Annotated in this window: 3 protein-coding genes; all 3 read right to left on the reverse strand. The window is 39.4% G+C overall.

Annotation, left to right across the window (positions count from 1 at the left end; all coding sequences use genetic code 11):
* Positions 1–131 precede the first annotated feature (131 nt).
* The 3 genes from QN359_RS19440 to QN359_RS19450 all read right to left on the reverse strand — a co-directional run bounded on the left by QN359_RS19440 (position 132) and on the right by QN359_RS19450 (position 3406).
* Positions 132–1280 carry a hypothetical protein gene (locus QN359_RS19440; protein ID WP_322118262.1) on the reverse strand — a complete coding sequence of 383 codons (1149 nt, stop codon included), beginning with the start codon at positions 1278–1280 and terminating at the stop codon, positions 132–134.
* Between the two features lie 254 nt (positions 1281–1534).
* Positions 1535–1861, reverse strand: a complete 327-nt coding sequence (locus tag QN359_RS19445; RefSeq protein ID WP_322248431.1) for a hypothetical protein — start codon at positions 1859–1861, stop codon at positions 1535–1537.
* A gap of 180 nt (positions 1862–2041) precedes the next feature.
* Complete coding sequence (locus tag QN359_RS19450; RefSeq protein WP_322248432.1) at positions 2042–3406, reverse strand: HlyD family secretion protein; 1365 nt, start codon at positions 3404–3406, stop codon at positions 2042–2044.
* Between the last annotated feature and the right edge of the window lie 753 nt (positions 3407–4159).

The following is a 4159-nucleotide window of genomic DNA, read 5'->3' on the forward strand; positions in this document are numbered from 1 at the left end:
GATCTATATCTGAGTCCTTTCGAGCAACGCCATTTATCTGTGATCCAAAAAAATAAATGAACGAGAAATCTGAATACCGATTTGAAATTACGTTGACAATAAACTCAGTTAATAAATTTTTATAATTCATATTATTTCTCTGGAAGATTTTTAATCCCCCTATTTTTTGAAAAATAGGTATTGTTCCAATGGTCGAAATGGAGATGCTTAACACCAAGCAGATCCAGTTCTGAAATTAATTCTGGAGAATAAATTTCAGCAATTACCTGAGAATTTACATAGTAAATACCACCTTCACTTAGTGTAAATTTATAAGCGATACTCAAGGTGTTTTCAGCAGACTCCCACAACCTATTTATGTGTGCGAGGAATAGATGGCTATTTTGTATGTTTTGATATGTAGAGGGATAGTGAGCTCTTGCAGCTTTGAAGTAACACAAGATATACAGCATAAAATCGCTCATTCCGCTTATATTTCCGCTATATGAGTCTAGTCCACTAGTTTTGAATTTTTGATAAACGCTAGTAGAAGTTAAGTTCGTCTCTAGGTTTGCTGCAATTGTATAGGCATTGAATTCATCAACTCCCGTTGATATATCGTTACCCGTGAATTTTTTGCTTTTAATAATGTAAGTATTAAAGTTTGAATTTGACGGTAAAAGTACTTTAAATTTGTCTGGTATCACTTCCTCGACGATGGAAAAGTTAGCACTGTCACCTGGATGCCGCTCGGTTATCCTCCCATAACCGTTAAATAAGTAGGTAGAATTCCCGCTATTGCACTTCCTCATTAAGGTGTGCATGTCATGTACCGTTTCATGTATCGCAGTAGTTAACGTGATCAGAGAAATTCCTTTGTTAATACGAATCCACCACATCACACTGTGCGGCATAAGTCGGAATAACTGATAAGCGTCTCTGTTGTTCGAATCTAAAAGTAACTGATTCACCACAGCAGTATCTGACTCTTTTAAATTAATACTTTTATCCCATTGTGGCTCACCAAACGCGTATGACTGATCGGATTTGTTGTCTCCAGAATCAACACCTTGATTTTCAATCAAAGCCCAGCAATTCAAGGAATTATAAAAAGGCCGCTCACCCGCTTCAGCAATAGAAATATTTTCAATTTCAGTCTTTTTAAGCATTATTTTAAATTGATCCATATTTTTCACTAATCCGGTATCCGAGCTATTGGAGTTTTTTTCCTTACCGTTTATTTGCGCACCACAAGGAAATGCACTAAAAAAAAACATAAGTATTAATGGTATTTTAAGCATTTGTTAAATAGATTTTGGAGGTATTGTCAAATAAGGTTTGCTGAAGATAATTGAACTCAGTAATGTGAAGTAATAAAAAAGGGCATAGAGGTCAATTTCCTTATTTTAATTTATACAAAATAATCCTAACCAAGTCATGACTTTTTGCTTTATGGTGGCATTCATTATTTTCTTTAACAAATGCCACTACTTTCTATTTCACAAATCGCAGAAATATAAATCTAATTTCGTACCTCGTCTTGCTGAGACATTGATCATTTTTGCATAGTTACTGTTGTGCAAATCTGCGCAGAAACAACCGGCGTTGGAGTGCCAGCGCATGTGATCACAGATATTGTGTTGTCATTATTTGTACAAGTTTGAATCGACTGTCCTACGGCACCTACAGTTATACAAACACTGGTTACAACAGTTGTTCCACTCGATTCCGAATTCTGTCCCGAGTTCGACCCCGAAACTGATACAGATTGAATTGGCTCTTCGCCATAGTAGGCATTGTTAATATCCAATCCATATTGAGCAGCTAGGCCAATATCCCCACCACCAACCGCAAACAATTCGTCATTTGTAATTAAACGCATTTTGTGTTTCCCTATACATGGTTAAGTTGAACTATGCCTCATGACATAGTTTTGCTGCTCCGTTCTTGGTCTCGACTACCTTGAACGGTTTTTCGGACTGGGTCTGGAAGAAAATATCCTTTCAGATCCAGTATTCGAATCTTGTTGGGTTACAAATTTCTATAGTTGTAGTAATTTTTCTTAGCCAGCATTTGTCACTGCCAATACTGGCTCTGCAATCCACTCCCAAATCTTGCGTTTGTCCTGCAATATGTCTGCCTCTAGGGTCATACCTGACTTTAGATTTTGCACTTGTCCGTAGGCATCTATTGTTTGTTTTTCTAGTCTGACTTTGATTCTGTACAAGGCTTCATTACTGTTGAAGCCTTGAATATTCTGCTGGGCGTTACTCAAAATCGTACTGGCTAAATTAGGGGGTAATTCATTTGGTGCGAATGGAGTGTCGCTAATGTCGGTAACGGTGCCTTTTTGCAGTCCAAATTTTTGGTAAGGGTAGGCTTGATAGCGGATCAGGACTTGCTGTCCATTGGCGACGAAACCTGCGGTGCGGCTGGGTGCGTATAGATGGACCTCTAGCTGCGCTGCATCAGTCGTCTTTGTTGTGTCTAGTGTGTCTGTTGTCTTCGCTAACTTGGAGGATGAGGGTATTAATGTTGCCAATACCTGTCCTGCGTTAATGGTTTGGCCTATTTGACTGGTCAGTGTGGTGATGGTGCCTGCTTGGCTGGCGGTGATCAGATTCGTTTTACGATTGTTATTTTCTGCGATTTCTTGTTGCAGGCTAGCGACCGCTCTTTGTAGTTGTGCCTGGTCAGTTGCTAAGCTATTAGCCTGAGCATTCAGCTCTGCTTGCATAGCAAGTTGATTAGCCTCTAGCTGCAACTTATTGCGACGTAGGGTTGACAAATGAGTATCGACATCAATCATGTCTTCTTGTTTTTGCTGGGTCTGAGCCGCCGATACATAGCCATTATTTTGCAGCGTTTGGAATTTAGTGACACTGTCTTGGGCCAGGCTATGGCGACGTTGGGTGAGGACAATTTCTTGTTCTAGTTGACTGGCTTCGGTCGTAAGGTTATTCAACCTTTGAACTAAAGCCTGTTTCTTTTCTATCGCTTGGGCTGTGCGCAGTCTTTGTTCCGCTTCCAATGTCTGCCGACGGGTGGCGAGTTGTTGGGCGACTAGAGCGGTAATTTCGCCTTTGTCACCTTGACGTTCAGTAGAAAGCTCGAACAGGATTTGGCCTACGCTAACAGTTTGGCCTTCTATAACGTGGCTGTTGACTAGCAATCCTCCATTGGGCGCGCTGATGCTGATACTACCGCCAATCGGCAGGGTGATGCCTGTGACGCGGGCTTTTTTGGTGATGTTACCCAATGTGATAAAGGCGATGAGAATCATCGTGACGATCAAAGCAACACCAGCAATCAGCCAAGCCGAAATCGGTTGTGCCAAGCGGATAGCGCCTAGCCATTGTTGATTGTGACTTGCTGTCACTTCCGGACGGAACAAAGGCAGTTGACTAGTTTTATTTTGATTAATCATTAATCTAAATTCAAATTATTTTGTAAATTATTTTTCATTAATTTGCATGCATTGACATTTTTATAGCAAATTAATGTTGTTTTATGAAAAATAGATTAGGTGAAAAATTCTAAGATATTCAGATGACAGCTGAATCAGTTAGTATGCCTGATAATTATTACTTTTAAAGCAATAGTTGTCTTTTTATGCATGTTATTAAAACATGTAAATATTTCAATATTGTTACATGTTACAAAGAATTACAATATTGGAAATGTTTTAGCTTTGTTGATATTTTTCTTTTTTTAGTGAGGTACAGACGCATAAAAAATATATCTAGACAGAAATGGATACTCATTTGTTAGTCACTTAAACAAGCTTGAAAATCATCCAAATAAGCTATCTCGCAATGATAAGAATATTAATTAGATTACGTTACTTTTACCCGCAGATTTAATCACACTTGCTAGTTCTGAAACCACTGCTCAAGCGTCTCCTCAGACCAAGCCAAAGACCGCCCAGGATTATCTGGCGGCGACACTTTGAGCGCCGTGTAAATACTGCCAAACAGTACTTGTACCGATTTATCATCGACATCCTTCCTGTTTTCAGCAGCCTTTAATGCAGACCAAATCATGCATTTAAGTTGATATCGCTGTTGGTTAATCCCATAAAATCCTGGCCGTTTCTGCTGGTATATAGTGGATCCACATATCCGGACAACAGTTTAAACTAGTGTCTGTCGAAAAGAGACGAGGCAGACCATGAGTGAAA

Origin of the sequence: Undibacterium sp. 5I2 (genome assembly GCF_035019605.1) — a bacterium.
Taxonomy (GTDB): Bacteria; Pseudomonadota; Gammaproteobacteria; order Burkholderiales; family Burkholderiaceae_D; genus Undibacterium.